The following is a 25,144-nucleotide window of genomic DNA, read 5'->3' as shown; positions in this document are numbered from 1 at the left end:
GTTCGCCCCGCAGGAATCCGGCGGCGATGGCGAGGGGCGCCGTCCGGGCGCAGGCCGTCGGCTACTTCGCCGTGCGGTTCGCGGAGGAGGCGGGGGCCTTGCCCAGCGCTGCGATCGTCTCTTCCATCTCGCGGACCCTGCGGCGCAGTTGCACCAGTTCCTCGCGCTCGGCCGGGGTCAGCGCGCCCGCCGGCCCTTGGCCTCGCTCCGCCGCCAGTTCCTCCGCGATCGCCGCCGCGAACGCGTCCACGTCGCCCTCGGTGGTGTCGAAGGAGGTCATCCAGCGGACCTCGCCGGCCTGCTCGTCCCAGGTGTAGAAGCGGAAACGCTTCTGAAGACGCTCGGTGACGGCCGGCGGCAGGACGGCGAAGATCTGGTTGGCCTGCACCGGGCGGGAGATCTCCAGGCCCGGCAGGTCGCGCACCGCCTCGTACAGCCGCTGGGTCATCGCGTTGGAGCGGGCCGCCGACCGCAGCCAGAGGTCGCCGCCGAGCAGCGCCTCGAACTGCACCGACATGAAACGCATCTTGGAGCCGAGCTGCATGCTCGTCTTGCGCAGGTGGGACATGCCGCGCACCGCGTTCTCGTTGAGCACGATCACCGCCTCGCCGAAGAGCAGCCCGTTCTTGGTGCCGCCGAGCGAGAGGACGTCCACGCCGGCGTCGGTGGTCATCTCGCGCAGGGGCACGCCGAGGGTGGCGGCGGCGTTGGCGAGCCGGGCGCCGTCCAGGTAGACGAGCATGCCGAGGTCGTGCGCGTGGTCGCAGATCGCACGGATCTCGTCCGGCGTGTAGCAGGTGCCGAGTTCGGTGGACTGGGCGATCGAGACGACCCTGGGCCGGGCCCGGTGCTCGTCCTCGAAACCCCAGGCCTGACGGTCGATCAGCTCAGGGGTGAGCTTGCCGTCCCAGGTGGGCACCGTCAGGAGCTTGATCCCGGCGACCTTCTCGGGCGCCCCGCCCTCGTCGACGTTGATGTGGGCCGACTCGGCGCAGACCACGGCGTCCCAGCGGTCGAGCATGGCCTGGAGCGCGAACACGTTCGCGCCGGTGCCGTTGAAGACCGGGTACGTGTGCGCGGTGGGGCCGAGGTGGCCGCGCACCACTTCCTGGAGGCGCTCGGTGTAGACGTCGGCACCGTAGCTGGCCTGGTGGCCGCCGTTGGCCAGGGCTATCGCCGCAAGGACCTCGGGGTGCGCACCCGCGTAGTTGTCGCTGGCGAAGCCGCGCTCGGCCGGGTCGTGTCGTCGCTGGAGGGTCATGGTGCTCGCTCACTTGTTTCGGTCGTACGGGTGTGACATTCGTGGTCCGGACTGGCGCCGGACGGTCCGCTCAGGCCGGGGCCGGCTCCGTCCGCGCGCGGGCCTTCTCCAGGCCGCGCACCAACGGCGGCGCGGCGAGCCCGAGCAGGGCGAAGAGCGCCGCGAGGACCAGCCAGCCGGTCGCGGCCGCGCCGACGACCAGGGAGGTCATCAGCCACGGCCCGGCGAACTGCTGGAGCCCGCGCCCCAGGGAGAAGACCGCCTGGTACTCCCCCTGCCGGCCCGCCGGGGCGAGCCCGAAGGACAGGCCCCAGCTCGCCGACGCCTGGTACAGCTCGCCGAGGACGAGCACCAGCGCGCCGCCCAGCAGGGCGGCGCTGTCCAGGAGCGCGCCGTGTCCCCCGCTCACCGAGAAGACCAGGCAGGAGGCTCCCAGTGCCCACCCCGCCCAGTGCAGCATGCGTGCCGCTCCCGCCGGGGTACCCGCGCCCCTGCTGACCCTGACCTGGAACAACAGCACGAGGACGGTGTCCAGGATCAGCAGCCCCGACACCAGCAGCGCGGGCGCGTCGGTGGCGGTGACGATCCACAGCGGCAGACCGACCGTCAGCAACGGGTGGTACAGCTCCAGAGCGCCGCACACCAGCGCGACCGCCACGTAGCGCACGTCCCGCAGCGCGGCGCTGCGCAGTACCCCGCCCGGCGCCTCGGCGGCGGCGGGCCGGGGAGCGGAGCCCGCGGGCAGCCGCATTCCGACCAGTACGGCGACGGAGACCAGCTGGAGGGCGGCGTTGGCGAGGACCGTGGCGTAGAGGGCGGTCGAGGTGCCGGCCGCGATGGCGGCTCCGGCCAGCGCTGCGCCGCCGAGGAAGCCCAGGTTGAACAGGCTGCGCATCTGCGCGCTCACCCTGACCCGTTCCGCCTCGCCCACGAGCGCGTCGGTGAGCGACGCTTGGAGCGCGCCCGCCGAGGTCTCCAGGACCGCGATGACGCAGGCGACCGCGAGGAACGCGGCGAAGCCGTCCACCAGGCAGTACGCGGTGAAGGCGGCGGCCGCGAGCAGGAAGTTGACGGTGAGTACCCGGGCCGCGCCGAGCCGGTCCGCGAGTCGGCCGATGGGCACGGTGCAGAGCAGGCCGCAGAGCCCGGCGACCGACAGGGCGAGGCCCACGCGCTGGGCGGGGATGCCGATGGTCCGGGTGAAGAACACGGCGCTGGAGGTGAGGAACACCCCGAGCCCCAGGGACTGGATGAGGGTGAGGACGCCGAGTCTGCGCGCGTTCCCGGCGGCCGGAAGGATCTCCCGGAACCAGGCGTGCAGCACGGCGCCGTACGGGCGTGCCTCAGCCATGCGGCTGGGCTCCCTCGGCCCGCTCGGCTCCCTCGGCCCGCTCGGTCCGCAGCCCGTACACCTCCATGGCGGTGTGCACGGCGGCGCGAACCCCTGCGGCGTTCCGCCCTCGGAACCGGAAGATCCCGCAGCCCTCGTCATAGCTGCCGGGCCCGGTCATGATCTGGCCGATCGCGGGCAGTTCCTCGTGGTAGACCTCGGGGACGGCCGACGCGGGCGAGGTACGCGCGACGACCCGTCCGGGCAGCTCGCGCGGGGCGGGGTAGATCAGCCAGCCGCCGGCCGGGGGCCCGGCCGGTTCGGTGGGCTGCCACAGCGGGGGCAGGCCCAGGGCCGCCCGGAACGCTTCGGCGAACAGGTCGATGCCGTAGAGGTCGACGTGCAGGAACGGCACCTGCGCGCCGCCCGGCCGCAGCCCGACCTCCAGGAACACCAGCTCGCCCCCCGGCCGGCGGATCGCCTCCAGGTGGAACGCGCCGTCGCTCAGCCCGAGCGCCCTCAGACAGCGGTCGGCGAATGTGGTGAGCTCGTCGCGCTCGGCGCCCGGGTCGAGCAGGACCGAGCCCAGCGGGCGGCCGTGTGCGTAGTCCAGGCAGGTGTGGACGTACTGGGAAGCGGTGACGAAGTGGAGGCGGCCGGAGCGGCGGACGCCGTCGACGTGGAAGATGTCCCCGTCGACGTACTCCTCGCACTCGTACGCCTCGGGGTCGACGTCCTGGAGCGCGTCGCGCAGTTCGCCGGCGCCGTGGACGACCGTGACTCCCTGGGAGCCCGCCGCGGCGCGCGGCTTGAGGACCAGGGGCAGACCGCCGAGGGCGTCGACGACCGCCTCCGCCGAGGGCGCGTCGTCGAGGCTCCGGAACCGGGGAATCCGCAGTCCGGCCGCTTCTACCGCGCTCTTCATGGCGAGCTTGTCCTTGAACCGCTGGACGAGGTCGAGGCCGTAGCCGCCGGGGGCGCCGAGTGCGGCCGAGAGCCGGGCGGCCGTCAGGACGTCGTACTCGGACTGGCCGAAGACGGCCTCGGGCGTGCCGTGCCGGTCCGCGATCTCCCGTACGAGGGGCAGCAGGTCGTCGTGGTCGAGGCTGTCGCGCACATGGACCTCGGTCGCCCCGTCCTGGTCGAGCGCGGGCAGCCCGCCGGGCGTGGTGAGGTACACCATCCGGCAGGGGTGGCCGTCGAGGAACCGGTGGTATTCGCCGAACTCGTCGCCGGAGCGGTTGAGGACGACGTACAGCGGTGTGGTCCGGTCGGTCACGCGTACGCTCCCGGTCGCAGGGTGTCGGGCAGGCAGGCGTCGAGATCGGCGGCGCTCACCCGGCTGAAGCCGGGCGCGGGCCGGTCACGGTGGGCCGGGGTCCTGGCGAGGAAGGCCGCCGCGCGAGGCTCTCCGGCGCCGCCGAGGCCCTGCCAGACGAGCTCGGCGAGGTCCGGCATCACCGGGAACGCCAGCAGGGACAGGCCCTTGAGCCACCAGTAGGCGCCGTCCTCGGCCGCGTGGGCGACCGCGTCGTCGGCGCACCAGCGGTCGAGCGCCGCGACCGCGCGCGGGGTCGAGACGCGGGTGCCGTCGAGCGCCGCGGACTGCTCGGCGAGCAGGGATTCCAGGAGGTCGGCGACGGCCGGGGCGGGCGCCTGCGGCGGCCCTTCGGGCAGCCGGCTCCAGGCGGCGTCGATCTGCTTGCCGAGTCCGTCGGCGAGCGTGGCGTTCGCGGTCTGGAGGAAGTCCGCCGTCTCGAAGCTCGCCGCCCCGGACTCCAGATCGGCCCCGGCGAGGTAGTACCGGACGGTGTCCACGCCGATGGCGGGAGATGCGGCGACGTCCGCCGCCCAGATGGCGTGCCGGGCGCTGGTGGAGAACTTCCGCCCGGCCAGCCGGTAGAAGTTGTTGATCAAGCACCGGTCGTACGGCTTCATGTCGCCGTGCAGCAGGCTGGTGCCGACGATCGAGACCAGGGTGGGGATCACGTTGTCGATGCCCAGGGTGGTGATGGTGGTGACCCCGGAGTCGGGGTCGAAGGCGTTCACACCGGTGCCGGAGAGCCGGCCGTGGACGGCGCCGGCGAGGCGCGCGAACATGAAGATCCCGGCGTACGGGAACAGGGCGTGCGGCACGTCCGGCTCGGGCGCGGGCAGCGGAAGTCCCCACGTCTGCGGGGCGCTCAGCCGTACGGTCATGCCGTCGCGCTCCAGGAAGCGCGCCACGGTCGCCCGGTAGCGGTCGGCGACGCCCAGGTCCCCGAGCGTGCTGTCCAGGAGGTCGCGGTCCGGCAGGCGCAGGAAGAGGCTGGAGATCTCCCGCCAGGTCAGCGGCCCCTCGTCGAGCAGGGGGCGCGGCTCGACGACCGACTCGGGCTGGAAGTGCGCACTGCACTCCTCGCAGAAGTAACTGGTGATGCCCGCATCGCATTCGGGGCAGCGGCCCTGGAGCCAGCCGCCCACCACCCAGCGGTCCGACGCCGTGCAGTGGGGCACGCGCTCGGTGCGTGTGAGCACCGCGCCCCGGCCCGTCAGCCGATCGATCGAGGCGGCTACCTCCTGCTCGAACTGCTCTCGCCAGGGCTGCTGATCGGGGACGATGAAGGCGTCGATGCCGATGCGCAGCGCGGCCAAGTCGTCCTGGATGCGCTGTCCGTAGCGGGCGGCGACCTCGCCGGGCGTGGAGTCCTCGGCGTGCGCCCTGATCGGCACGTACGACTCGTACACGTCGCTGCCGGTGATCACCAACGGCAGGTCGCCCCGGACCCGCAGATGCCGGGCGATCATGTCCGACCACAGGAAGGGGCCGCCGATGTGGCCGAGGTGCAGGGGGCCGTTGGGCGTGGCCTCGGGCGGCACCAGGAGGTAGTGCCGGGGGGTGTGCGTGTCCCCGGTCAGCAGGCTCATGTTCGCGTTCTCCCGTCGAGCAGGTTCAGTGCGTCCTCGGCCATGGCCGGGGCGAGTCGGTAGCCGGAGCCGGAGCCGCCGATGGCCATGACCACGTCGTCGCCGCCGACCGTGTCCACGACCGGCAGATGGCCGGGGGTGAAGCAGTCGCTGAAGACGCGGCCGCCGAGCAGGTACGGTAGGAATCCCGGTACGTGCCGGGCGAGCAGGGCCCGGGCGAGTTCCCGGTCGCGGGCGTCGATGGCGAGCGGTTCGTCGGGGCCTCGGTCCCAGTCGGGCGAGGTGATGCTGAAGATCCAGTGGCCGCCGGGGTGGTGGGGCAGCAGGAAGGCGTCGGCGTCCTCCAGGACGAGTGCCGGGGCGCCCGGCGGGGGCGGCGTCATGATGTGGAACGCCACCACCTTCTTGACCCGGGCCCCGCGCTCGCGGGCCGCCGCCGCCACCGGGCCGTCGAGGACCCAGGGGCCGGGCGCGAGGACCGCCTTGGCGGCGGTGATCCGGCTCCCGTCGGCGGCGACCAGTTCGACGCGCCCGCCCGTACGGCGTACTTCGGTGACCCGGAAGCCCTCCAGGAGGGTGCTGTCCGGGCGGCCGAGGACCTCGTCGAGAAGCCGGTCGGTGAGCCATTGGGGCTGACCGGCCGTCATGGGCTCGGTGGCCAGCAGGACTTCGTGGTCGCCGTGGGCGAGCCCGGGGAACGTCCGGGCGAGCTGGGCGCGCTGCTCCCCGGTGACCGGGCGGGTGCGGCCGCCGTCGGCCATGGTCGCGTCGAGCGCGGCCGTGTTCTCGCGTGCCACCAGCCAGCGGACGTCGACGGGCGTGCGTCCGGCGCCGCCGAGTCCGGCGGTGAGCTCGTCGAAGAGCGCGGTGCTGCGGACGGCCAGGGCGCGCTGGGCCGGGTTGTGCCCCGTGGGCGTGTCGAACCCGGCCGAGAGGCGGGTCGCGCCCGTCCCCCGTCCCGTGTGCGTGATCACGGCGACGCGGCGGCCCGGGTCCCGCCGCACGGCGTAGTAGGCGGCGAGGGCGCCGACCGCGCCCGCGCCGAGGACGGCGAGGTCGTAGTGGGGCACCTCACCGGTGGTGCGCTCACTCATCGGGCGCCGACCACCAGAAGGAGTAGATGACCAGTTCCTCGCCCTGGTCGGCGAAGATCTCGTGGAGGGCCTGCGAGGGGAAGCCCACCAGGGAGCCGGGCCCGACGAGCGACCGTTCTCCGTCCACCTCCAGGGTGCCGGATCCGGCGTGGACCACCCAGATCTCCTGGACCGCGTGCTGGTCGGGCGAGCTGGTTCCGCCCGGCGGCACGGTGAAGCGGGCCGCCTCGAACGGCACGTGGGGGAAGACCGAACGCGCGAAGTCCGCCTCGGCGACGGTCACTCCGTCGGCTTCCACTTCGGTCGGACCGAAGGGGACCAGGACGCCTACCGCATCGGCCTGGAACTGCGGGACCTGACGAGTGGTCATACCGGGTACCTCGTCTCGCCGAGCATGCTGTTGAGGATGACCGCGCTGCGCCAGGCGAGCAGGCTGAGATTGGGATCGGCGACGCCCCAGGAGTGCCGGGCACCGTTCTGGAGGTAGATCCGGTTCTCCGCAGGCCCGTCCCATGCGACCGAGAAGTCTTCGCCGACGACGAGCTTCCCGCCGTCCCGCCGCAGCCGCGCGTCCAGCGGAGCCATGAAGTCCGGCAGCGCGTAGGCGTATCCGGTGCTCAGGATCACGATGTCGGCGCCGAGCACGGCGGGTGCGTCCGGGCCCGAGGACTCGACGACGAGCTTCCATTCGCCGGGGCCGCCCTCGATCGCGGTGACCGCGCTGTCCGCCAGGAAGCGCAGCCTGCCGGGGTTGTTCTCGATGAACTCGTCGCGGTAGCTCAACCGGTAGATGTCCTGGAGGACTTGGAGGTCGATGCCGTCACTGGTGTACTTCTGCCGCTCCAGGAGCCGGGCCTTGTGGTCGGCGGGCAGCGCGTGGAAGCGGCGTACGTAGTCGGGCGTGTAGAGGTCGTTGGCGAACGGCGAGTCGTCCATCGGCAGGAACGACGAGCGCCGGCTGACCCAGGTGATGCTCTCGGGGGCCGCGCCGACCGCCAGGTGGCGCACGATCTCCGCGCCGCTCTGGCCGCCGCCGACCACGACGACACGCCGTCCGGTCACCTCGGGCGCCCGCAGCAGGAACTCCCCGGAGTGGAAGACGGTGGAGCCGAGGAAGGGGCGGAACGGCTCGGGAACGGACGGGGTGAGACCCGTACCGAGCACGAGATGACGTGCCGTCATATCCCGTTCTCCGGTGCGGAGGTGGAAGGCGCCGTCGTGGAAGTCCACGCTGCGTACGTCCGCCCCGAACGTCAGGCTCGGCAGCCGCCCGGCGACCCACTGGAGGTACTGGTTGAACTCGGCGCGCAGGACGGCCGGGAAGTCGGCGGCCAGGAACCGGTAGAGCCGGCCCTCACTGGCGAGGAACGACAGGAACGAGAAGGGACTGGTCGGGTCGACCAGGGTCACCAGGTCCTTGAGCAGCGAGACCTGGAGGGTGGCCTCGGGCAGCAGCAGTCCGGGGTGCCAGGAGAAGCTCTCACGGCGTTCCAGATGGGCGCCGCGCAGCCCTTCGACCGGATGCGCGAGCGCGGCGAGGCTCATGTTCGCGGGGCCGACGCCGACAGCCGCGTAGTCGAGTATGTGTGCGTCCATGGTGGGATCCGCCGGGTCAGGCCGGGACGACGAGGTCGCCGAGCGCCTGCCAGCGGTCGAGGGCGCCCTGCGCCGAGTCGGCGGTGAACAGGGCGTGGCCGAGGCGCGAGCGGCAGTCCTGGACGCCCGGGATGGTCTCACCGGGCGCGAAGTACACGGCGGACTCGGTGACTTCCGGCAGCGCCTCCAGCTCGGACCATCCGGTGAGCTCCTGGTACGAGGAGCGGCCCGCGGCGGAGAAGAAGCGGATGCCCGCGCTCTCGGCCTGCGGCCGCGCGAAGGCGCCGGCCGCCTCCAGGCCGATGCCGAGCGCGGTGGCGACGGCCACCCTGGGCAGGCTGACACCGGTCACGAGCCGCAGCAGCTCCACGATCCGGTCGCCCGGCAGCCGGGCGCCGATCTCGATGAGCACCGGACCGTCGGCGGCCAGGCGCAGTTCGCAGTGGAAGGGGCCGCTGGTGATGCCGACGGCGCGGACGACGTCGCCGACGTACGCCTCGACGCTCTTCAGGGTGGTGTCGTCGACGAGGGCGGGGGTGAGGTGGCCCAGCTCCACGAAGTCGGGCTCGGGGCCGAGCAGCGTACGGCTGAGGGCGACGACGGTGACCTCGCCGCTCTCCAGAACATAGCCGTCAGCGCTGAACTCGGGTCCCTGGACGTACTCTTCGACGAGTACCCGGTGCTCGTGCAGCTTGCCCATGTCGGGCTCCGGGTCGGTCACGAGCCGCTGGAACGCGGCGGTGAGCTGGTCGAGGTCGTCGGCGCGGCTGACGTGGATGCTGCCGGAGCAGGCGACCGGCTTCAGTACGCAGGGGAAGCCGACCCGTTCGGCCGCGGCGCGCAGTTCGGTGTCGGTGGTCGCCTGGGCGAAGCGCGGGGTGCGCAGCCCGGCCTCCGCGACCGCGGCCCGCATGACGCTCTTGTCCCGGACCCGGTCGACGGTCGCGACGGGCAGGCCGGGCAGGTGCAGTGCCGCGGCGACGCGCGCGGTCGCCGTCACATAGATGTCGGAGCCCGGCAGCACCGCCTCGAACGGTTCTGCGCGGTGCAGTTCGAGCACGGCCGCTTCGAGGGCGGCCTGGTCGTTGGTCTCCACCGTCAGCACCGAGTCGGCCGCCGCGCGGACAGCGTCGGAGAGCCGGCGGTCACCGGAGTCGGCGGTGGCGACGACGACCCGCAGTCCCATCTCGGCCGCGACGCCGATCAGGGTGGCGCCCCCGGAGGAGGCGGGTTCGACCACGAGGACGCGGGCAGGACGAAGTGCATCTGTGTGCGGCAAAGCGAAATCCCCCGAAGCAGCGCTGTACGGACCGGACTTGTGCTCCCGGCCCTGATCGTGATCTTTCTATCCGGGCGTCTTGGCCCCGGTCAATGGATCACCGCAAAAATATCCGCGGGAGCGAACCCGAGCCACACATTTTCCGGAACGAGGGCTCAGTCAGCGCATGTTCGGGTCCCGGAAGTGACCGAATGCCGTGGTGAGGGCTCTCTGGCGAGAGGTCCCCTCGGCCGGCTCCGGCGCGCGCCAGGAACAGAACCGGCCGGGGTGGGCAACTTTCCCCAGACCTTCAGCCACATCGGCCTCGTCAACGCGGCCTGGGCCATCCACCAGGCGGAGCTCCGGACCACCCAGTGACGACAGGCCCGCCGGCTTGTGCTGGTCGAGCCCCGCCTTCAACCACGGACGCGAGGGCGGCCTTCGGCCTCCACGACACCACCACTGGCCGCGCCGACCAGGATCGCGCTCGCGACGACGTCGAAGAGACGATCGGCGCGGGGCGCGAGCGAAGGCTGATCGCCGAGCCAGGCGAGCGCCGCCACCAGCGCGAACAGGTCGGCGCCATCGATGTCGGTCCGCACCGCGCCCGCGTCCTGGGCGCGGGTGAGGAGCCGCGCGCCAGCGGCGCGCAGAGTGACGCACGAGGCGTGAAGCGCGGACTCCGTGTCCTCCATGGCTGCCGCCATGAGCGCGACAGCGCCTCGATATTCCGTTGTCCACGCGACGCAGTCGCGCACCCACGAGACGAGAGCGTCGTCGGGCGAGTCGGAGGCCTCCAAAGCGCCCGCCTTGGCGGTCAGCTCGTCGAAGCTCGTGCGGAGCAGCGCGTCGAGCAGTGCCTCGCGCGTCGGGAAGTGGCGCAGCAGCGTGGCGAGCCCGACGTCCGCCCTACGCGCGATGTCACGCAGGGAGACGTCGACGCCCTCCTCGGTGATGGCGGCTCCCGCTACGGCCAGCAGGTGATCGCGGTTCTTCCTGGCGTCGGCACGCATCGGTCCCCTTGACTAAACGGTTCAGTGGTCCATATATTCGGATCAGTGGTCCGTTTATATGGATCACTGATCCGTTAAGCCTATCCCCCAGCGCGAGCAGGACGAAACGATGACGCACACGATGAGGGCGATCCGGCTCCACGAGCACGGCGGCCCGGAGGTTCTGCACTACGAGGAAGTACCCTTCCCCGCGGTAGGACCGGGCGAGGTGCTCGTTCGCGTGCGCGCGGTCGGGCTCAACCCCCCGGACTGGTACCTGCGGGACGGAATGCCCAACCTGCCTCCCGAGGTGCGACCGAAGTTCAGCCTGCCCGTGATCCCGGGGACGGACCTGTCGGGTGTCGTCGAGGCGGTCGCCCCGGATGTGGACGCTTTCGCCGTCGGTGATGAAGTCTTCGGACTCCTGCGCTTCCCCGGCTTCGAAGGCAGCACATATGCCGAGTACGTGGCCGCGCCCGCTTCGGACCTGGCGCTCAAGCCGGCCGGCATCGATCACGCGCGCGCCGCCGGGGCACCCATGGCCGGGCTCACCGCCTGGCAGTTCCTGATCGAGCTCGGACACGACCACCCCTCCCCCTTCCAGGCGGCCCGGCACCGTCCCGTGCCGCTCGACGCCGACAAGACGGTGCTCATCAACGGGGCCGCCGGCGGCGTGGGGCACTTCGCGCTCCAGCTGGCGAAGTGGAAGGGCGCACGCGTCATCGCCGTGGCCTCGGGGAAGCACGAATCGTTCCTGCGCGATCTCGGCGCCGACGAGTTCATCGACTACACCAAGAGCCGCCCCGAGGAACTCGTACACGATGTCGACCTCGTGGTCGACGCCGTCGGCGGCCCCCACAGCAAGCGGTTCCTGCGCACGCTCAAGCGCGGCGGCTCGCAGTTCCCCGTCTTCTTCGGCGAATTCGACGAGGAGGAGAACGCGAAGCTCGGCGTCACGGTCACGGGCACCCAGGTCCGCTCGAATGCCGCGCAGCTCGCCGAACTGGGACGCCTGCTCGACGCGGGCACCGTCCGCGTGGCCATCGACAGCACGTTCTCCCTCGCCGACGCCCGGGCCGCGCACGAACGCGCATCTCAAGGACACATCCAGGGCAAGATCGTGCTGACGGTCGCCTAGAAGCCGTTCCGCCCCGGGCGGGTACCAGGACCCGGAACACCGCCGGCGAAGGCACGATGGGCGACCTCGTCGCCGACTGGGCGCTGTGGGCGGGCCGGCAGCCCGCCGATCCCGAGAACGACGGCATCCCGCGCTTCGCAGCGCGACGTCGGCATGGCCGCCGCCGAGGTGGGGGTCGTCGTGGCACCGCCGGTCCTGCTCCAGCCGCACGGCAGCCCGGTCCCCCGCCCGGAGGCGGCGATCATCTCGTCCGGACGACCAGTGCCGGCGCGGGGCGGCCGCCGCCCTCCCTGCTGACGGCCCGGCACGAGCCGCCCGGGGGCAGGGGCGTACGCCACATCGGGCAACCGCCGCCGCCTCTCAGTTGTCACTCCATGCGTGATCTTCTTCCTCCTCCTGGCTGTCCTGCTGCTCGCCATCGCCGGGGCGTGCGCCGTTTTGCGCCCGCTCCTCCAGGACCTTCGCCGGGACAAGGGCCGGGAGTGGGCGGGTGTTGTGTGCCTCCTGGCCGCCGCGATGGGCTTCTGCCTCGCGCTCGCCGCCTTCGTCTCGGGTCATCTGACCGGCTTCGGCAACATGCTGGACCCGGTCGATGTGTGCAGCCCGCCGAGCGACTTCGGGGACCCTGGACAGGCACGGGCCCGAGTTCTGACGACCGTGTCCGTGCTCCCGGTGTCTGTGGTCTGCGCGGACTCTCCTGGGGGTGCGCACGTCACCGAGATGGTGGCCGCCTGGGTCAACCCCACGATCGCGGCCGGCTCCGGTACCGCCCTCCTCGGCCTGCTGCTCGCGCCCGTCGCCCCGCGTCTGCTCGCTTCGGCCGTGCGTCGCCGGACCTGACGGCATACGGCCCCGCGACATAGCTCGGCCATCGACATATGCAAGTAGCCGAGCTATCCTCACGTTCGTGAATGATCAAGCTCTGCGTGAGCCAACTCTCCTCATCCTCACCGCCATTGCCGACGCCCCACGGCACGGATACGCCATCGCGCAAGAGGTCGAGAAGATCTCGGAAGGCCGGACGAAGATGCGTACCGGAACGCTGTACGGGGCCCTGGAGCGGCTCCTCGAACAGCAGCTCATCGCCATCCACGAGGAGGAGGTGGTCGACGGCCGGATGCGGCGCAGCTACGCGCTGGCGCCGCGCGGGCGTGAGGTCCTGGCCGCGGAAGCGGACCGGATCGCCCGCACCGCCCGGGAGGCCACCCGGCGTCTTGGGCTCGGCGCGGCGGCCGTGCCCGGCCTGCTCGGTTTCTCCGACGGGGCGGTGACGGCGTGAGGGCGCTCCTGAGGCTCTACCCGGCTGCCTTCCGGCGGGAGTTCGGCGATGAGATCGCCGAGGCGTACCGCGAGGCCACCCACGGAGCGGGCCGGGCGGCCCGGGTACGGGAGGCCCTGGACATCAGCGGGCACGCGCTGCGCATGCGCCTGGGGCTCGGCTCGGCGCGGCGTCCCGGGCGGCTCCTGGCGGCGCTGGCCCCGTTCGCCGTCGCCGCGGTCGGCGCGAACGCGCTCTGGTGGATCAAGGTGATGGTCCCGGCCGCCGAAGCACCCACCCTGCCTCCGGTCGTGGCCGTCCCCTACATGCTGCTGACGGTCACCCACTTCGTCATGGTGCTGGGTGCCGCCATCGCACTGAGCGGCCGATGGGCCCCGGGCACCTGGACCATCGTGGCGGGCTTCGCGGCCACGGTCGCGGTCGACGTGTTCCGGCTGGGCGGCGGCGTCGCGTTCACCTTCTTCTTCCGGTTTCCCCTGTTCCTCGTCGTACTCCTGGCCCTGCTCTGCCCGGCGGACCTGCGACCCGAGCCGCGCGTCCGTACCGCGACGGGGCTGGGTGCCGTCCTGCTGTGGACGACGCTCCTGACCGGCGTTCTCACGCTGGGCCCCCTGCCCTACGGAGCCGGCTGGCTCCGGTTCGCGCTCCCGGCAGCAGCCGGACTCGCCCTGGCGGGACGGCAGGTGTTCACGCGGATCGATACGGCACCCGCCGTCCTCCTCGCAGCCCTGCCCTTCGTCCTGCTCGACATGACCCACGCGAGCTACGCCATCTTCACCTGGCCCCTCCTGCTCGGCCTCCTCCTCGCCACAGCGGCCGCGGTGAGCATCCGCCGCCGCAGAGGCCGACACCCGGTCACCAAGGCCTGACGCGTCCCCGACGACGGACACACAGCACGCTGAGACGCGGGACGACACGCCGCCCAGATGGGAGTTCCGTGACGGTCACGAAGGAAGAGCTGGTCTGGTCGGCAGTCCGGATGTTCGCCTACGGAACCGGCGCCATGCTGCTCTGCGGAGTCCTGATCATCATCACCGTGGCCTTCACGGTCGCCGTCAAGGAACGCCCGAGAACTCCGCGGGAATGAGGGCTCGCCTCCGCTCCGGGAACGCCGTCGTACGGGGTCAGGCGTGCGGAGGCCGCCGACTCCTCACACCTGCCCACCGGGACCCCGATCGCCTCTCCCAGATCAGCCAACTGCCCCCGGCCGGGCGCGCCGACGCGCTTGCGGCTCGTCTCCCGCTGCCGCGTCGCGCACGGCCGGTCCTTCCAGCATGCGTACGACGGCTGCGTTCCCGGCGGTCCGCTGGAGAAGGCGCAGGCGGGCGACGATCTGTGGATCCGGTGGGTTCACGGCCGTCCGAGATCCGGTCGCGGAATCCATGTGATCAGCCACGCAGCCTCATGGTGATCGTCGCGCCCAGGAACGCGCCCGTGCCCGTCCAGCCTTCGTGCCAGGTACGGCCCGACTCCTGGCCGTACATGCGGAAGTACCACAGTGGATCATCGTTGCTCGTGGTGTCCATGCCGCCTTCGGGCTGTTCGCGGTAGTAGTTTTCCATCGTGATGTAGTCGTTTCCGCTCCTGGCGACGGCAGCCCCGAAGTGGTACGGGGTGTGGCCCTTCGCGCGGTCGGCCTGACTGGCGTCGGGCTGCGCGATGACCGTCATTCCCTCGCCCACATTCGGTGTGGGGGCGTGCTCGTTGACTCCCAGTTCCCTGAGTAGCGCTTCAGCCCTCTGTGCGTCTCGCTGGACCAGTTGCTGGAAGCGGCCGCTCATGCCGTGCGTGATCTCGACGTAGGTCTTCTGGCCCTCGCTACCGCGCACGCCGAAGTTGACGGCCTCCTGGTACTTGCCCTTCCAGCCGCCCTCCGGGTCCAGGCGCACAAGGAATTGCTCCACGACGCCCCAGTAGATCTTGTCGGCACCGCTGGCGATGCCGGGCTTTCTGGTGACGAACCAGATCATCTCGTTGCAGCGCTGCGGCACCCGCACATCGAGGCCCTTGGTCTTCTTTTCGCCCTTGCGTTCGCGGAATTTGGGCTCGATCTCGTAAAGCGTGATCTTTTTGCCGGCTCCGTCGACGGTCAGGGTCCGGCCGGTCTTGGAGAGGGAGATGCCCACGCCCTTGTTCGCGCCGGGAAGTTGCTTGGCGGAGGCTCGGAACTGCTCGTCGGTGGCGAAGAAGTTCTTCGGTTCCTGCCCCCGGCCCGCGTGTTCCACGGCGAGGTCGCACGCGTCCGACACCGCGAGATCCACCTGCCCGTGGTACACGAGGTGGGGCTTGGGCGGCTCATCGGGTGAGTACGCGTCGAACCAGCTTCCCTGTTCGTTCGTGTCCTGACCGACGAAGAAGTCCTTGGAATCAGGTTTCTTCGTGGGGTATTCCGCAGAGCCCGCCTTGATGACATGGAGCCGCTGGACGGCCTGGCCGTCGCCGGCGCAGCCGTCTCCTGCGGCACAACCACCTCCCCCCGGGTGTCCGGAGGGGCTCTTGCGTGCAGGATTTCCTTGGTGAGGCGTGCCCGTCACGCGCTGCACGCTCGTCGGCGCGCTCATGACCTCGTTGGCCCTCTGCTCGGCGTGCCGCTCCCCCGAGTCGCCGGGGCTGGACATGCTCACTCCTGCTCCGTTGTTCGTGCCCGGAACCTCACCCGACTGCTGATCCAGATAGTGGGTCAGCTCATGTGCCCATTCCTTTTTGGTCATCTCGCCGCCCGCGACGATGTGGGGGCCGCTGGCATAAGCCTTGGCGTCCAGAAGGGCAGCGGATTCACGGGCTTGCGGCCCCTTGTGCACGAGGACCCCGCTGAAGTCGGCTCCCGCGAAACGCTGCTCCATCTCCGCCCGCAGGCCGTGCTCCATCGGCTCGGCCGGTGAGGTGACGCCCAGCTCGAGAGCGGAGCGCTGTACCTGGGCATGGTCGGCTTCTTGCCCGACGGCACCTCCTCGGACCGACGGTGCGGCCGCGCGCTGAATGTGCCGGATCCAGGCGCTGCTCAGCGGTGAGGCCGCCGGCCTGCCGGCGGACTTCGTCGCATCCACGCCGCTCGGCCGACTGTAACCGCGTTCTGAGGTCCGCACGCGTTGTCCTCTCCGCTGCACAAGGTCACCTGAATCCACCATGCCTATCTCAGTGCGCACGTGGCGGACAGGTCCGCGAGGGCACTGCCGAGGGCACTGGCAGGCGGCGTTCGGTCCTTCCCGACGGGCTGGCAGGGGGCCGGGGGCGAGGCGGGCACGTCACAGCAGAGCGGCGATCCCCTCCCGGTTCTCGGGCAGCCCGGCCGCGCGGAACCACAGCACGTTCCCGCCGATGCCGCCCGTCGCCTCGTCGCTGTCCGCGAAGGCCCGCAACAGGTCGCGTTGAGCGGGGGTGAGCGGGCGGGTCGGGTCGTAGCCGCCGGCAAAGGCTCTGAGCAGGATCGGCCCGCGTTCGTGGTCGGTGACCGACGTGCCGCCGGCGGCCACGATGGCGACCACCGCCGGTGCCACCTCCTCGAAGGTGTCGGCCAGGGCGAGCGCCGAACACAGCACGGTGAACCGGAACCACCCGTCGAGCCCGGACAGCGGCTCGGGAAACCATCCGTCCGTCGTTCGCGGGTCCCGCAACGCCTCGAGGAGGACGGCGAGAGCGCGTGGCCGATCGACAGGGGCGGGACCGAGCGCGGCGCAGACCCGCACAGCTGGGTCGGAGTCGGCGAGCAGGTCGGAGGTGTCCGTTCCCCACAGGCTGAGCGCCCGCGCCACACCCGCTCGCTCCCGTCGCCCGTCCCCGGGGCCCAGCCGGGCCCGCAGCCGCGTGGCGGCCCCCGGCACCCGGTCGGCGAGCCCTGGGGCGAGGAGCAGGGGTAGCGCGGCGCCGAGCGCGGCCTCACGGACGTGGGGATCCGGCGAGGAGAGGAACGGCTCGACGGCGTCGTACAAGGTGGGACGTATGTCCCGGCACGCGCGCAGTGCGGCGAACTCGGCCGGGTCGCGCTCGCGTCGCATCTCGTCGTGCCATGGCGTCCACTGCCAGTCGGTTCGGGCGCGCACCGGATCCTCACCATAGGCGGCCGACTCGGCAACCTGCCCCAGCCAGACGAGCAGGGCGGCCCGCAAGCTGCGCGGCGGCCCGTCGTCCCACGGGAAGTGCCCCTCGTGCTCGGCGAGGCCCATGGGGTGGTCGAGGATCGCCGCGACGAACAGCGCCGCGGGCGCGGTAACGGTGTACAGAGAGCCCTGGTGCAGCACTCCCATGTCCAACGCGGCCAACGCCTCGGACCGGACCTCGGGGTCTTCGTCCACGAGGGAGCACAGGGAGACCGGTATGTCCTCGCCGGAGCCGTAGGCGTGCTGGAGCGACTCCCAGTCCGTCCCCTCCAGCAGTTGTCGGGCTGCCGCCGGCAACCCGTTCAGGATCCGCGTGACGCGGGCACTCTCGTCATCCGTCATGCACCCACCTTGCCAGCGCCCACCGACAACGCCCCTTTCCCGGAAGGGGGACGAACGGCGAACACCGCAGCTCAGCCCACGCGGGCACCGTGTCCCGCGGTAGTGGACTTTCGGCAGTGCCGCGGGACGGCGGAGTTCCGTAGGGTCGCGTTCGTGAGAGCGATGATCTTCAAGGTCCGGGTGCCGGCGCCGGTACTGTCCGCAGGTTTCTTCATCGGGGCGGTGGCGGCCGTTGGCAGCGGTGTCGCCACCTTGTGGTGGGGCCTGCCGGCGGCGGTCTGCGCCTTCCTCGCGGGCTGGCGGCCGGGGCGGAACCGGAGCACGGGGGCGGCCTTGGCCGGGGTGCTCGCGGCCGCGGTGGTGGCTGTGCTCCTGGTGCCGGCGTGGCTGGGCTGGGCGAGCCAGTTCGTGGGGCTGTCGCTCGTGGCGGGGATGCTGCCGTGGTTCGCGGGCCGGTTCCTGCGCCAGTCCCGCGAACTGGTGCGGGCCGGGTGGGAGCGGGCCGCACGGCTGGAGCGGGAGCAGCATCTGGTCGCCGAACAGGCCCGGTTGCGCGAGCGGACCCGGATCGCGCAGGACATGCACGACCTCATCGGCCACGACCTGAGCCTCATCGCCCTGTCCGCGGGGGCACTGAAGCTGGCCCCTGGTCTGTCTGAGGACCACCGGGCCACCGCCGGGGACATCCGCGCCCGGGCGGGAGCCGCCGTGGACCGGCTCGGCGAGGTGATCGGTGTCCTGCGCGAGCCGTCGGATCCGGCTCCGGGGTCCGAGCCCGGCGCCGGGTTCACCGAACTCGGTGGCCTGGTGGACCGCGCGGCCGCGGCGGGGCTCGACGTCCGGCTCCGCGTAGAGGGCGAAGTGGCGGCCGGTGAGGCGCTGTTGGTCGTCGAGCGGGCCGTGCTGCGGGTCGTGCAGGAGGCGCTGACGAACGTTGCCAAGCACGCGCCCGGGCACCGGGCGACCGTCGTCGTCCGGCACGCGGAAGGACGGACCGAGGTCAGTGTGACGAACGAGCCGGTGCCCGGCGCCTCTACGGCCCACCACGACCGCGCTGCCCGCAGCGCACCGGAGTCCCGGGCGACCGCGTCCGGCGACGGCCACCGCTTCGGTCTCATCGGCCTAGCAGAACGCGTCCGACTGGCCGGTGGCAGCTTCGCATCGGGCCCCGAGGGCGGCGGGTTCGCCGTCCGGGCCACGCTCCCGCACCGTCCCGGAACCGTGCCCCCGCCACGCCGCGCCCAGCCCGATGGTCCAGGTGACGTACTGCCTCCTGAGCACCGCAGTGCCCGTCGCCGACTGGGCCGCACCGCCGCCGCGGCCGCCCTGGTACCGCTGTGCACCTCCGCGTTGCTCGTCGGCGGGATACGGGCGTGGGACACCGTGACGGCACGGGAGTCGGTACTCGCGCCGCAGGACTACGCCCTCCTGCGCGTGGGTCAGGCACGCGCAGACGTGACGCCGTACCTGCCCGAGCGCCAGACGACCCGTCGCCCGGCAGCGCCCACGCCCGCACCGCAGGATGCGGCCTGCGAGTTCTACGTACAGACCGCCGACCCGTTCGACGACCGCTCGGGGGACATCTACCGTCTCTGCTTCCGGGCCGGACGCCTGGTCTCCACCGACAACTACACCGGGAAGGAAGTCCGATGATCCGGATCCTGATCGCCGACGACGAGCCCATGATCCGCGCGGGCGTCCGCGCCGTCCTTGCCACCGATCCCGGCATCACCGTCGTCGCCGAGGCGGCCGATGGCCACGAGGCGGTGGAACTCGTACAGCGCCACCGCCCGCAGGTGGCCGTCCTCGACATCCGGATGCCCGGAACCGGCGGCATCGAAGCCGCCGCCGAGATACGGAGGACCGTCCCCGAAACCGGGGTGGTGATGCTGACGACCTTTGGCGAGGACGAGTACATCCTGCGTGCCCTGAGCGGAGGCGCCACCGGCTTCCTGATCAAGTCCGGCGAGCCGGAGGAACTGATCGCCGGTGTCCGGGCGGTGGCCGACGGCGCCGCCTACCTGTCACCGAAGGTCGCGGCCCGGGTCGTCGCACATCTCGCCTCCGGTGGCGCGGGCGCCCAGGCCGGCCGCCGTTCCGCGGCCCGCGCCCGCGTCGAGGCCCTGACCGCGCGGGAGCGGGAGGTGCTCGGCTTCCTCGGCGGCGGGTTCTCCAACGGGCAGATCGCGCGCCGCCTGCGCCTGGCGGAGGGGACGGTGAAGGCCCACGTCAGCTCGATCCTCGCCCGCCTCGGCGTCGACAACCGGGCCGCGGCGGCCGTGGTCGCGCACGAGGCCGACGTGGTCCCGGTGCCGTCCGGCCGGCTGACGTACGAGGAACGCTGACACCGCCCGTACGGCCATCGGCAGCACGAGGAGCCGCACCGTCACCACGGCCGTCGCGCCGAGCGCCGTGCCCGCCAGGACGTCGTGCGGATAGTGCACGCCGACCAGGACCCGCAGCAGGGCGGCCGCCGCGGCCACCGGCAGGGCCAGGGCCGCGAGCCGAGGCCGTATCACGACCAGACCGACGGCCAGCGCGACCGCCAGGGTGGCGTGGTTGCTGGGGAACGACCAGTCGCCCGGCGCCGGGCACGGTGCGAGGGCCGCGACCCCTGGCAGGGCCCTGCACGGACGTTCCTCGTCGACGAGGAGTTTGACCGCCTCGCTGGTTCCGTAGGCGACGACGGTGCCGACGGCCGCCACTGCCAGCCCGGCCAGGCCCAGCACGTCACGGCGGCGAAGGGCGCTCCAGCCGACCCAGGCCATGAGCAGGCCCAGGAACAGCAAAGTACCCTCACTCGCCGCTTCCAAGACGGTCACGGCCCACGGCGGCCCGTCCGCCACACTCCCGGTCAACGACCGGTAGGCCCTCGCTGACAGGCCTGCCGTGACGTGTACCGGTTCGTTCGTGCCCAGTGTGCCGTCGGGAGCCAGCGAGACCACCACCGCTGTACCTGGCCCGGCCGACGCGACCGCCATCGACAGCCGTCGGCCCCATCCATATCGCTTGATCGAATCCATGTGCCGACGGTAGGAACACCGCAGGCAGAGCACCCTGGCCGAAGGACAGCCCGCTACCCCGACGATCGTCAGGGTTGACCGGTACGGGCCGGCTGCCACGGGCGGTGGCCGGGCCCGCCCACTATCAGCCGACACGTCGCCGCGCCTTCGCTGGGCGCGGGAATCGTGAGCCGGCGACCCGTATGGTTCCCGCGGACACGATCCACTGACGCACGAGCCGCTCTTTGCCGTCCTTCAGAAGGAAAGAACGATGCGCCCCCTGAAATACACCGAATCCATCGAGATCGCCCTGCCTCGGGAGAAGGTGGTCCAGCTGCTGGCCGACCCGGCACACCTGCCGAAATGGCTGCGGGGCCTGGTGCTGCACGAGCCGCTGAGCGGGGAGCACGGGCAGCTGGGCACCACGTCGCGGGTCGTGATGCAGATGGGCCAGCGGAAGATCGAGTGCACCGAGACCATCACCCGCCGGGAACCGGCAGACCTGCGCGAGATCCCGAAGACGAGCGTCGTGCACTTCGACCGCGAGATCGTCGGCGAGGGCATGTGGAGCGCCGTGCGCGACCGGCTGACCGAAGCCGGCCCCGGAACGACGCTCTGGGAGAGCGAGAACGAATACCGGTTCAGCGGATTCCTGATGAAGCTGGTGGGACTCCTGATGCCCGGCGCGTTCCGCAAGCAGTCGCAACAGCACATGCGGGACTTCAAGGCGTTCGCCGAGCAGGGAAAGGACGTCCGCGAAGCGACGGACTGAGCGAGGCGGGGAGGCCGGGGAGGCGGGGATTTCCCACCCTCCGCCGCCGTTTCCGGCGTCGGCCGATCGCCCGGCCCTGCCCGTCCTGGACTGGACTGGACTGGACTGGACTGGACTGGAAACTACCGGCCGTGGGGTGCGTTCGGTTCCTCCCCCGCGTACATCCCCGTGAGTTCGGCGGCGATCCGGGCCAGCCACTGTCGTACCTCCGGCGGCTCCAGTACCTCGACCCCCGCGCCCAGCCCGGCCAGATGTCCTGCCAGGGCCTTGGCGGCCGGGCCGTCGACCCACACCTCGGTCCAGCCGTCGGGCAGCGGACCGCCGACGCGCACGCGGCCGCCGAGGAGCCGTTGCAGCAGGGCCAGCGCGTCGGGGTGGACGCGGGCCCGGGCGGTCACCGCGTACATGCCGTCCTGGAAGGCTCCGGACAGCGTCCGCCACGCCGTGGCGAGGTCGAAGTCGGGCGGCCGGGTCACCGGTTCGCCGGTCGGCTCGACGGAGGTGACCCGGCTGAGCCGGAAGGTGCGCAGGCCCTTGTCCGTACCGGCGACCAGGTAGTCCACGCCCGCCTTGGCCACGAGCCCGAGGGGGTCGACGGTGCGTTCGCCGGCTGGTTTGCCGACGCCCGCGTACCCGAGGCGGACGCGGATCCCGTCCACGACGGCGCCTTGGAGCGCGGAGCGGTGGGCTGCATCGGCGGTGACGGAGTTGCGGGACCAGTCCGTGGCGTCGACGACGCCCGCGCGGGTCGCGGCCTGGGCCTGCGCCCGCATGGTCGGTGGCAGGGCCCGGACCAGCTTGCGCAGGGTGGTGCGCAGTTCGGGGGTGGCCGAGAGGGGGCCGGTGACGAGGAAGAGCGCCCGGGTCTCGTCGGCGGTCAGCCCGGTGAGGTCGGTACGGGCCCCGCCGACGAGGGACCAGCCGCCGCCGCGGCCGCGTTGCGAGTAGACGGGGATGCCGGCCGCGGCCAGGGCCTCCAGATCCCGGCGCGCGGTGCGCTCGGACACCTCCAGTTCGGCGGCCACTTCGGGGACGGTGACGCGGCCGCGTTCCTGGAGGAAGAGCAGCGCCGCCACCAGCCGGTCGGCTCTCATGTGCCCGTGTCCTCCTTGGTGGGTGCCGTCTCGTCGCTTTGCATTCTCTTCGGAAAACAGGCCAGAAGGTGGCCACTTTTCCTTACAGGATGAACCCATGAACAAGACCGAGCAGCTCATCGAGACCCCGTCCGACTCCACCGGTACCGTCGCCGACCCCTCCTCCTCCTTCGATCCGCGAACCGACCTCGCCGCGGCCGTCGAGCTGGCGGGCCGGACCCTGGCCGCCGTCCGGCCCGATCAGTACGACGCCCCGACCCCCTGCGAGGAGTTCGACGTACGGCGGCTGTCGAGCCACCTCGTCGCCGTCGTGCGCCGGATCTCGGTGATCGGGCGCGGCGAGGACCCGTTCAGCGTCCCCTCCTTCGCCGACGAGATCGCCGACGGCGCATGGGCGGCGGCCTGGGTTCCGGGTGCCCGTGAAGTCGCCGAGGTGTGGGCGGATCCGGGCGTCCTCGGCCGGCAGCTGCGCCTGCCGATGGGCGTCCTGCCGGGCGCGGCCGCCGCGGCCGTCTACACGCACGAGCTCACGGTGCACACCTGGGACCTGGCCACGGCGACCGGACAGGACCCGGACTGGGACCCGGCCCTCATCGAGCGGGTGATCGGCGTCGTACGCCGCGCGCTGCCGGCCGAAGCCCGCGGCGGGCCGATCCCCTTCGCAGAGGTGGTGGCCGTGGACCCGGGGGCCCCGGCCATCGACCGGCTGGTGGCCTGGGCCGGACGCCGGCCCTGAGGACGGTTCAGCGGTAGAGCCACCACTCCTCGTTGCCGTCGAGGAACCGGGATACGGCCGCCGCCTTCCCTCCCGTCTTGCCTCCTGTGTGCGCCGAGAGCGTGACGAAGCTTCGACCCGTCGTCGTACGCCCGAGGGTCACGTCACCGAACGGGTTGAACACCCAGCCGTACGCCGGCTCGACCGGCGAGTCCTGGGCGGGCGGCCGGTAGTCGCGGGGCGGCCGCGGAGGGATCGCGGGCAGCGGCCGCGGGTCGGCCGCCTGCCACTCGCCCTCGCCGAGGCGCAGCTGGTACACGACGGGCTGGAGCCGGTGGGTGAGGGCGCACACCTCGACGAGTTCGGGCGTCACCACGTGGGCGGCGAAACGGGAGTGCGGGGTCAGGCGGTCTTCGGGCCGGCCCAGCGGCCTGGGCGGCTCCCAGCCCCGGCCGGCCCGGTAGTCCGCGAGGTGCAGTCGCAGGTCGCGGCCGATGCCGAGGGCGAGCAGGTCGTCCTGGGTGGGGGCGAGGGCGACGAGCGCGCCCCCGGGCAGCAGGGGGGCCGCCTTGTCGACGACGGTGTGGGCCTTGCCGGGCCACTCGCCGCCGCGTGACCACCAGGCGTTGACCAGACGCCCGTCGCGGTCGAGGAAGACCACCTCGACGGTGCGGCCGCGCGAGGCGACGGCCGGGGAGCTGAAGGGGTGCAGCCGCAGGTCGCCCGCCATCGGCGCGGGCTCGCTCCAGGGCCCGTCCGCCGGGCGGCGCTGGGCGTAGAGCCGGTGCGCGGAGGACACGGTGAACAGGTGGACGGACCGGTCCTGCTGCCGGGCGGCGGCGAGGGCGCGGATCCGCCGTGCGCTGATCCCCGTCAGGGTGGGCAGGACCGTACGGACCCAGGCGTTGCGCTGGAGCCGCCACTCGACCGGTACGCCGCCCCGGAGCTGGGAGAAGACGACGGCGGGCCGCTCGGGCGGTACCGCGACGATCGGTGCGTCGGGTTCCACCGCCAGGGCCGGGGTGGTTTCCGGGTGCGGCCCGGGCCGGCGGAGGCCGAGGAGGTGCAGCGGCATCATCGGCGGGGTGCCGGTGTCGCCGCCGCGGACGGGTTCGGCGAACGTGCCCCGCAGCACCTGCGGGTCGGGACGCCCCCCGAAGGCGGTCACCCTGGGTTCCGCGACGGGGAAGGCGGGGTTGCGGACCAGCGCGCAGTCGAAGTCGACCGGGGTCGTCGGGGTGAGGGAGCGTCGCACACGGGTGATCGGCGATCCGCGCTGGGGCATGCGGTCGACGTAGAAGCGGAACTGGCGGCCCACGGGCCAGGCGTTCCAGGCGGGGGCGGCCGCGCCCGGCGGCGGTGTCACGAGCACCGGCCTCAGGGTGACCGAGGTGTGGGGCTCGCCCACTTCGATGCGGGTGGGGTGCGCGGGGTCGAACGGCGGGACGACCGTGTTCGTGCTGCCCGGGTCGTTGACGTCGATCTCGACGTCCCAGACGAAGAGGTCGGGGCGGGCGCGCAGGAGGGGAACGGCGACGGGGGAATGGAGGTAGAACCCCGGCCGCATGGGCGGGGCGTCACCGGGGCCGGGCAGTGCGAGTTCCTCGCACATGGCCAGGTAGTAGTCGCGCAGTGGCTGCTCGGCGCGGCCGTCGAGGTCGAGTTTCGCCGAGTTCTCGTTGTCGATCATGACCACACCGCCGGCCCAGCCCGGGTTGCGGCTTCCGATGATCGTCTTGATGTGCTGGGCGTGCAGCCGGCCCCGCTCCGGCGTCGGCTGGCCCGCGGGCGGGTGCGTGGACGGATGCGCGGAGGTGTCGTGGGAGCTGCTGTAGCCGATGTAGAAGAAGACGGTGCCCCAGCCATCGGCCGCCACCGCGGCCAGCCGGTCCATCCAGTGCCGGTCCCGGCTCCTGGAGGAGACCGTGAAGCTCTCGGGCGGGTTGCCCGGCACCGGGGGCCCGTCGACGTAGGCACCGGCGAACCGCAGGTTGGAGGCGTCGTACAGCTCGGTGAGCCAGCCGGGCGCCGGCGCCTCGGCCCGGTCGAACCCGAAGAGGTACGGCGCGATCCGCGGTGCCGGTACGGGCGGCCCCGCCGGTGCCTGGGCGGGGCGCGGCACCGGCGAGGGGGGCGGAGCGGGCCGCGCGGGCGCCGGCGGCGGAGCGGGCGGGCCTGCGCCGACCGTGGGCCTGGCGGGGCGGCTCGGCGACCGCGGTACGGCTGGGCGCGCGGGGCGCTGCGCCATGGGCATCTCCCGGTGCGGG

The 25,144-nt window shown here is 72.3% G+C and carries 22 protein-coding genes and 1 pseudogene; 9 read left to right on the top strand and 14 right to left on the bottom strand.

What is annotated here, in order from left to right; translation table 11 throughout:
* Positions 1–61: 61 nt before the first annotated feature.
* From AC07B0_RS04090 to AC07B0_RS04050, 9 genes are all read right to left on the bottom strand, one after another.
* Positions 62–1,261 (bottom strand): threonine aldolase family protein, encoded by a 1,200-nt coding sequence (locus tag AC07B0_RS04090; protein WP_478896624.1) that lies wholly within the window; start codon positions 1,259–1,261, stop codon positions 62–64.
* A gap of 70 nt (positions 1,262–1,331) precedes the next feature.
* Positions 1,332–2,612: an MFS transporter gene (locus tag AC07B0_RS04085; protein ID WP_478896622.1), complete on the bottom strand. Its 1,281-nt coding sequence runs from the start codon at positions 2,610–2,612 to the stop codon at positions 1,332–1,334.
* Positions 2,605–3,870 carry an ATP-grasp domain-containing protein gene (locus AC07B0_RS04080; protein WP_478896620.1) on the bottom strand — a complete coding sequence of 422 codons (1,266 nt, stop codon included), beginning with the start codon at positions 3,868–3,870 and terminating at the stop codon, positions 2,605–2,607. Before AC07B0_RS04080 ends, AC07B0_RS04085 begins: the two co-directional genes overlap by 8 nt.
* Positions 3,867–5,498 carry a class I tRNA ligase family protein gene (locus AC07B0_RS04075; RefSeq protein WP_478896618.1) on the bottom strand — a complete coding sequence of 544 codons (1,632 nt, stop codon included), beginning with the start codon at positions 5,496–5,498 and terminating at the stop codon, positions 3,867–3,869. The genes AC07B0_RS04080 and AC07B0_RS04075 overlap by 4 nt, the downstream gene beginning before the upstream one ends.
* Entirely contained in the window at positions 5,495–6,592 is a 1,098-nt protein-coding gene (locus AC07B0_RS04070; RefSeq protein WP_478896616.1) for an NAD(P)/FAD-dependent oxidoreductase, read from the bottom strand. The genes AC07B0_RS04075 and AC07B0_RS04070 overlap by 4 nt, the downstream gene beginning before the upstream one ends.
* The gene (locus AC07B0_RS04065; protein ID WP_478896614.1) at positions 6,585–6,962 is read right to left on the bottom strand and encodes a cupin domain-containing protein; all 378 of its coding nucleotides are present in this window, start codon (positions 6,960–6,962) and stop codon (positions 6,585–6,587) included. Before AC07B0_RS04065 ends, AC07B0_RS04070 begins: the two co-directional genes overlap by 8 nt.
* A complete protein-coding gene (locus tag AC07B0_RS04060; RefSeq protein ID WP_478896612.1) occupies positions 6,959–8,188 on the bottom strand; it encodes a lysine N(6)-hydroxylase/L-ornithine N(5)-oxygenase family protein in 1,230 nt (409 codons plus the stop codon). Before AC07B0_RS04060 ends, AC07B0_RS04065 begins: the two co-directional genes overlap by 4 nt.
* A 16-nt stretch (positions 8,189–8,204) precedes the next feature.
* Positions 8,205–9,467 carry an ATP-grasp domain-containing protein gene (locus tag AC07B0_RS04055; RefSeq protein WP_478896611.1) on the bottom strand — a complete coding sequence of 421 codons (1,263 nt, stop codon included), beginning with the start codon at positions 9,465–9,467 and terminating at the stop codon, positions 8,205–8,207.
* Positions 9,468–9,862: 395 nt separating this feature from the next.
* Entirely contained in the window at positions 9,863–10,459 is a 597-nt protein-coding gene (locus AC07B0_RS04050; protein WP_478896609.1) for a TetR/AcrR family transcriptional regulator, read from the bottom strand.
* A gap of 121 nt (positions 10,460–10,580) precedes the next feature.
* On the opposite strand from AC07B0_RS04050, the gene AC07B0_RS04045 reads away from it, so the two are divergent.
* From AC07B0_RS04045 to AC07B0_RS04025, 5 genes are all read left to right on the top strand, one after another.
* A complete protein-coding gene (locus tag AC07B0_RS04045; RefSeq protein ID WP_478896715.1) occupies positions 10,581–11,576 on the top strand; it encodes an NADP-dependent oxidoreductase in 996 nt (331 codons plus the stop codon).
* 378 nt (positions 11,577–11,954) lie between these two features.
* On the top strand, positions 11,955–12,416 hold the full coding sequence (locus AC07B0_RS04040) for a hypothetical protein (protein ID WP_478896607.1): 462 nt from the start codon (positions 11,955–11,957) through the stop codon (positions 12,414–12,416).
* A 67-nt stretch (positions 12,417–12,483) separates the two neighbouring features.
* Complete coding sequence (locus AC07B0_RS04035; protein ID WP_467298800.1) at positions 12,484–12,855, top strand: PadR family transcriptional regulator; 372 nt, start codon at positions 12,484–12,486, stop codon at positions 12,853–12,855.
* Positions 12,852–13,724: a hypothetical protein gene (locus AC07B0_RS04030; RefSeq protein ID WP_478896605.1), complete on the top strand. Its 873-nt coding sequence runs from the start codon at positions 12,852–12,854 to the stop codon at positions 13,722–13,724. The genes AC07B0_RS04035 and AC07B0_RS04030 overlap by 4 nt, the downstream gene beginning before the upstream one ends.
* Positions 13,725–13,792: 68 nt before the next feature.
* Entirely contained in the window at positions 13,793–13,942 is a 150-nt protein-coding gene (locus tag AC07B0_RS04025) for a hypothetical protein (RefSeq protein WP_478896603.1), read from the top strand.
* Between the two features lie 301 nt (positions 13,943–14,243).
* Here AC07B0_RS04025 and AC07B0_RS04020 read toward each other — a convergent pair whose 3' ends face one another.
* Positions 14,244–15,902, bottom strand: coding sequence for an eCIS core domain-containing protein (locus AC07B0_RS04020; protein WP_478896602.1), 1,659 nt, complete (start codon positions 15,900–15,902; stop codon positions 14,244–14,246).
* A gap of 198 nt (positions 15,903–16,100) precedes the next feature.
* Positions 16,101–17,294 carry a HEAT repeat domain-containing protein gene (locus AC07B0_RS04015; protein WP_478896600.1) on the bottom strand — a complete coding sequence of 398 codons (1,194 nt, stop codon included), beginning with the start codon at positions 17,292–17,294 and terminating at the stop codon, positions 16,101–16,103.
* Between the two features lie 162 nt (positions 17,295–17,456).
* On the opposite strand from AC07B0_RS04015, the gene AC07B0_RS04010 reads away from it, so the two are divergent.
* Together AC07B0_RS04010 and AC07B0_RS04005 are read left to right on the top strand one after the other, a co-directional pair.
* On the top strand, positions 17,457–18,947 hold the full coding sequence (locus AC07B0_RS04010; protein WP_478896714.1) for a sensor histidine kinase: 1,491 nt from the start codon (positions 17,457–17,459) through the stop codon (positions 18,945–18,947).
* Positions 18,944–19,639, top strand: a complete 696-nt coding sequence (locus AC07B0_RS04005; protein WP_478896598.1) for a response regulator — start codon at positions 18,944–18,946, stop codon at positions 19,637–19,639. Before AC07B0_RS04010 ends, AC07B0_RS04005 begins: the two co-directional genes overlap by 4 nt.
* Before the next feature lie 93 nt (positions 19,640–19,732).
* On the opposite strand, the pseudogene AC07B0_RS04000 reads toward AC07B0_RS04005, so the two are convergent.
* A pseudogene (locus tag AC07B0_RS04000) lies at positions 19,733–20,062 on the bottom strand (phosphatase PAP2 family protein); the annotation flags it as partial.
* A gap of 505 nt (positions 20,063–20,567) precedes the next feature.
* Here AC07B0_RS04000 and AC07B0_RS03995 point away from each other — a divergent pair.
* A complete protein-coding gene (locus AC07B0_RS03995; protein WP_478896596.1) occupies positions 20,568–21,068 on the top strand; it encodes an SRPBCC family protein in 501 nt (166 codons plus the stop codon).
* Positions 21,069–21,190: 122 nt separating this feature from the next.
* Here AC07B0_RS03995 and AC07B0_RS03990 read toward each other — a convergent pair whose 3' ends face one another.
* On the bottom strand, positions 21,191–22,162 hold the full coding sequence (locus AC07B0_RS03990; protein ID WP_478896594.1) for a helix-turn-helix transcriptional regulator: 972 nt from the start codon (positions 22,160–22,162) through the stop codon (positions 21,191–21,193).
* 97 nt (positions 22,163–22,259) lie between these two features.
* On the opposite strand from AC07B0_RS03990, the gene AC07B0_RS03985 reads away from it, so the two are divergent.
* Complete coding sequence (locus tag AC07B0_RS03985; protein WP_478896592.1) at positions 22,260–22,898, top strand: TIGR03086 family metal-binding protein; 639 nt, start codon at positions 22,260–22,262, stop codon at positions 22,896–22,898.
* Between the two features lie 7 nt (positions 22,899–22,905).
* Here AC07B0_RS03985 and AC07B0_RS03980 read toward each other — a convergent pair whose 3' ends face one another.
* Positions 22,906–24,999: a hypothetical protein gene (locus tag AC07B0_RS03980; RefSeq protein WP_478896590.1), complete on the bottom strand. Its 2,094-nt coding sequence runs from the start codon at positions 24,997–24,999 to the stop codon at positions 22,906–22,908.
* Between the last annotated feature and the right edge of the window lie 145 nt (positions 25,000–25,144).

The organism is Streptomyces sp. NPDC044704, from assembly GCF_056433525.1.
This window is presented reverse-complemented; position numbering and strand designations above follow the sequence as displayed.

Excerpts from the sequence above, each read along its gene's own strand:
- AC07B0_RS04090 (WP_478896624.1), bottom strand. The coding sequence starts at position 1,261 with ATGACCCTCCAGCGACGACACGACCCGGCCGAGCGCGGCTTCGCCAGC.
- AC07B0_RS04085 (WP_478896622.1), bottom strand. The coding sequence starts at position 2,612 with ATGGCTGAGGCACGCCCGTACGGCGCCGTGCTGCACGCCTGGTTCCGG.
- AC07B0_RS04075 (WP_478896618.1), bottom strand. The coding sequence starts at position 5,498 with ATGAGCCTGCTGACCGGGGACACGCACACCCCCCGGCACTACCTCCTG.
- AC07B0_RS04070 (WP_478896616.1), bottom strand. The coding sequence starts at position 6,592 with ATGAGTGAGCGCACCACCGGTGAGGTGCCCCACTACGACCTCGCCGTC.
- AC07B0_RS04065 (WP_478896614.1), bottom strand. The coding sequence starts at position 6,962 with ATGACCACTCGTCAGGTCCCGCAGTTCCAGGCCGATGCGGTAGGCGTC.
- AC07B0_RS04060 (WP_478896612.1), bottom strand. The coding sequence starts at position 8,188 with ATGGACGCACACATACTCGACTACGCGGCTGTCGGCGTCGGCCCCGCG.
- AC07B0_RS04050 (WP_478896609.1), bottom strand. The coding sequence starts at position 10,459 with ATGCGTGCCGACGCCAGGAAGAACCGCGATCACCTGCTGGCCGTAGCG.
- AC07B0_RS04045 (WP_478896715.1), top strand. The coding sequence starts at position 10,581 with ATGAGGGCGATCCGGCTCCACGAGCACGGCGGCCCGGAGGTTCTGCAC.
- AC07B0_RS04015 (WP_478896600.1), bottom strand. The coding sequence starts at position 17,294 with ATGACGGATGACGAGAGTGCCCGCGTCACGCGGATCCTGAACGGGTTG.
- AC07B0_RS04010 (WP_478896714.1), top strand. The coding sequence starts at position 17,457 with ATGATCTTCAAGGTCCGGGTGCCGGCGCCGGTACTGTCCGCAGGTTTC.
- AC07B0_RS04005 (WP_478896598.1), top strand. The coding sequence starts at position 18,944 with ATGATCCGGATCCTGATCGCCGACGACGAGCCCATGATCCGCGCGGGC.
- AC07B0_RS03995 (WP_478896596.1), top strand. The coding sequence starts at position 20,568 with ATGCGCCCCCTGAAATACACCGAATCCATCGAGATCGCCCTGCCTCGG.
- AC07B0_RS03990 (WP_478896594.1), bottom strand. The coding sequence starts at position 22,162 with ATGAGAGCCGACCGGCTGGTGGCGGCGCTGCTCTTCCTCCAGGAACGC.
- AC07B0_RS03985 (WP_478896592.1), top strand. The coding sequence starts at position 22,260 with ATGAACAAGACCGAGCAGCTCATCGAGACCCCGTCCGACTCCACCGGT.